Source organism: Oleiphilus sp. HI0123 (assembly GCF_001635315.1).
The window spans coordinates 1-3,675 of the sequence record NZ_LWGE01001584.1; the positions used below are offsets into that span (position 1 = coordinate 1).

The following is a 3,675-nucleotide window of genomic DNA, read 5'->3' on the forward strand; positions in this document are numbered from 1 at the left end:
GACGCGTGAATGGTCTTCTTGTTCTGGCTTACCAGGCTACAGGGCTTTGGAAAATGAAGAGCATCGCCAGGAAATTGCTGATTTTTGGGGCATTGATGCTGACTTCTTTCCGACTAAGCGTGGGATGCAACAAACCGATATCTTCCCGGCAATTGAAACCGGCCAGATTAAATCCTTGTGGTTGATCGCGACTAACCCCATGACCTCGATGCCGCAAACTTCTCGAATTCGTAAGACGCTTGAGAAACTGGAGTTCTTGGTTGTTCAGGATAGTTACCGTGACGTTGAAACCAATCAATATTCTCATGTCTATCTTCCGGGTTCGGTTTGGGCAGAGAAGGAAGGTTGCTTCACTAATACAGAGCGACGTGTAAACCTCGTGCGTAAAGTGGTGGAGCCTTATGCCAACTCTAAGCCGGATTTCTGGATCTTTAACGAAATGGTCAAGCGTTTTGAGAATGGCCAGAAGATTAACTTCCCTGATACCACGGCAGAGGCCTTTGAAGAAATGCGCCAGCTATCGAAAGGTGATGGCAGAACCTTAGATATTTCAGGTATGACGCATGAAATACTGGAAGAAGCCAGAGGGATTCATTGGCCTTATCGCGAAGGAAATGACAGTGGCAAGGGCGACCCTCGTTTGTATACGGACGGTAAGTTCCAGACTAAGAGCAAGAAGGCGAACCTGATTCCTTTGCCGTATATCGAGAATAATGAAACACCTTGCGACAAGTACCCCTTCTGGATGAATAGTGGCCGGGTAGTGGAGCACTTCCATACCCGAACTAAGACCGGGAAGTTGGGTAACCTGAATAAGTTCAGCCCAACCCCCTACATGGAAATGAACCCTGACGCAGCTGCAGAGTTAGGCGTAGCGCATCAATCGTATGTGAGAATTGTTTCGCGCCGCGGTGATGCCGTGGTGATGGTACAGCTAACGCAGAGAGTTCCTAGAAATATGGTTTTCATTCCTTTTCACTTTCATGATTGTGTTAATCGTGTCTCGCTTGGTTTGCTTGACCCACACTCAAGGCAACCTGCCTTTAAGCAGTGTGCGATCAAGATAGAACCGGTCGACCAGTCGGTGGCTGGTCAATTAAATGCTGAGCGAAGAGGATATTAATATGCTGAATTTATTAGTAAAAGTTCGTGACCGCTTGGACCAGATCGGTGTGCCGAACGAAGAAAAGAACACCAACGAAAGACCGACTTTTACCTTCAGGGATAACGAGCAAGGCTATGCAAAGCTGTATGATCCTAAGGTGAAGAAGAACGAAAGCGAAGAAAACCGCTATGGGCAGAAGATTGACTTATTGGATCTGACCGAAGGCGCGTTCGAGCAGGGGCGATCGATGCAGATCAATGAAAACCCCTCTGTAGGTTGCAACCCTAATCGAAACAAGCAGCACGGATTTCACTTTACCGCTGACAACTGTATCGGTTGCCATGCCTGCGAAGCCGCTTGTAGTGAAAAGAATGAAAATCCGGCTCACTTGGCTTTCCGCTCGGTTGGTTATGTAGAAGGGGGTTCCTACCCTGACTATAAGCGCATGAACATATCAATGGCGTGTAACCATTGTGACGACCCGGTTTGTTTGAAGGGCTGTCCAACAAAGGCTTATACCAAGCATACTGAATATGGTGCGGTACTCCAGGATCCTGATACCTGCTTTGGTTGTGGTTACTGTACTTGGGTTTGTCCTTATAACGCACCACAGCTTGACCCGGTTAAAGGTCAGGTATCGAAGTGTAATATGTGTGTTGACCGCTTAGAAGTAGGCTTGAAGCCAGCCTGTGTTTCGGCCTGTTTGGGTAATGCATTGAACTTTGGTGTTATTGAAGATACGCCAGAAAATAGAGAGCAGACTGAGGCGAGTATCCCTGGCTTCCCTGACCCATCAATTACGCAACCTAATATTCGTTTCCAGCAGATCAAAACTCTACCGGAAGAGATGACGCGAACAGATGTTCAGCCTCTTAAGTACCATAAGCAAGAAGATGGAAGTTATCGTTCAGTTGTAAATGAGAAAGCAGGTAAAGAGCGATCTTGGAATTTGAAGCGTCTAAGTTCGCGAGAAAATCCTTTGGTTATGTTCACCTTGTCGACTCAAGCAGTGATCGGTGCCTTTATGATTTTGCTGTTGGGGCCGTCTATCTTCCCTGAAGCCTTTGCATTTTTAGATCAAAGTGCGATGAAGTATCCATTATTGGGTGCGATGATTTTTGTTCAGGCTTTGGGTTTATTCCTTTCTACGCTGCACCTGGGTAAGCCTTTGCGTTTCTACCGTGGGTTTAATAACTTGCGTTGGTCACCACTTAGTCGGGAAGCCTTGGGTATCGCCATGTTCTTCGCGGGCCTATGTGGCTATACCGTGTTGTCTGCGATCAATGAATGGTTGCAGTTGGGTATCCTAGATTTGCTGATATCTATTGCGGGTGGTTTTGCGGTGATCTCTGCTTTGATAGGTTTGTACTTCATGCACTGTATCTATCGAATTAAAGCTCGCCCGTTCTGGAATCATTGGCAGGTATTGACCAGCTTCTTTGGCAGTATGTTTAGTGTCGGCGGAATTGTTTTTGCCGTGTTTGCTTGTATTGCTTATTCGCTTAAAGATTTAAGCTTTGCACCACTTCTGAGTGTCTTGTCTGGTCTTTATTGGCTTGCTGGTTGAGTCAATAGGTCTTGTTGCTCATGCTCGTTACCTGAATACTGAACAGGGAGAGGGCGCAGCAGCGCACTACATTCAGTGGACGACGTTTGGCAATACTTACTTGGCGAGAAACGTCAGCTTAGTGCTTGGCTTGCTTATCTCTGCAGTCTTCTTTATCTGGGCGCCTACCGGTATTTCAGCTGCACTGATTGGTATCGCTGCGGGGCTTGGCATGATCATTATGTTGTTAGTTGGTCGTGCACTCTTCTATATATTGGTTGTACCTACAACCATGCCAGGGGCTTTCTTCTGGAAGAACAAAGGGTTTGAAGAACATGCCAGAGACATTGGTTTGGCAGAAATGCCTCAGGTGGGTGTTGTACCTGACCTACACTAATCGCAGGTGACTAAAGAGAAGGCTGCTTTCGAAAGAAAGTGGCCTTATTGCCAATAGAATTTAGTGCGTGCTTAGTCATCAATGAGTAAAAGAGGCAGGATAAACGAAGAAGCTAAAGTGAATCAGGTTAATGCTAAAGTGAAGCAGGATAGCAAGTAGCAGAGAATTGCTTCGCTGGTAACTCCATGCGTAGAGTAAACCCGCGGCAAAGATTAGGCTGAGCCTCTCTATCGCCCCGGGCCCTGTATGGAAGTGAGCAAGAGTGAACAGAAGGGATGAGCCAATAATGGCGGCGCTGGCTGTAGACGATTTTAGGAATATAAAGCGCTGAATGATTAGCCTGAAGAACGCTTCTTCAGCGATGCAGGTCACAAACAGATTAATAAAAATAAAGGCGAAAGTCAGCTGGCCGAATTTAAAATCTGTATTGACGCCCAAAATGTAGCCGATCAGAAAAATCCCAAACATAGCGAAGCCGACCTTGGCGAATAGCTCGGGCTTTATGTTGGTTTCGTTCTTCAGGTTTGAAGGGCTCCTATTGCTGACCCAGTAGCGAAAGCAAAATAAGATGAATACTGCGCCCAAGGCTTTATCAAGGTGAGCACTTAGGGTGTAAGGAATGCTTGA

Annotated in this window: 4 protein-coding genes; 3 read left to right on the forward strand and 1 reads right to left on the reverse strand. The window is 46.5% G+C overall.

The genetic code is table 11. The features are described 5' to 3' along the window. From A3761_RS21250 to A3761_RS28035, 3 genes are all read left to right on the forward strand, one after another. Positions 1–1,123, forward strand: a 1,123-nt coding sequence (locus A3761_RS21250) for a molybdopterin oxidoreductase family protein (protein ID WP_156492011.1), incomplete at its 5' end; no start/stop codon positions are given. Between the two features lies 1 nt (position 1,124). Continuing rightward, positions 1,125–2,672 (forward strand): DmsC/YnfH family molybdoenzyme membrane anchor subunit, encoded by a 1,548-nt coding sequence (locus A3761_RS21255; protein ID WP_197470000.1) that lies wholly within the window; start codon positions 1,125–1,127, stop codon positions 2,670–2,672. Then, the gene (locus A3761_RS28035; RefSeq protein WP_197470001.1) at positions 2,662–3,048 is read left to right on the forward strand and encodes a hypothetical protein; all 387 of its coding nucleotides are present in this window, start codon (positions 2,662–2,664) and stop codon (positions 3,046–3,048) included. The genes A3761_RS21255 and A3761_RS28035 overlap by 11 nt, the downstream gene beginning before the upstream one ends. A 78-nt stretch (positions 3,049–3,126) precedes the next feature. On the opposite strand, the gene A3761_RS21260 is transcribed toward A3761_RS28035, so the two are convergent. Next, positions 3,127–3,675 (reverse strand): CPBP family intramembrane glutamic endopeptidase (locus tag A3761_RS21260; protein WP_156492012.1); only part of this gene is annotated, 549 nt, incomplete at its 5' end.

Bases quoted from the DNA above. Each gene is read 5' to 3' on its own strand.
- A3761_RS21255 (WP_197470000.1), top strand. From the start codon at position 1,125: ATGCTGAATTTATTAGTAAAAGTTCGTGACCGCTTGGACCAGATCGGT.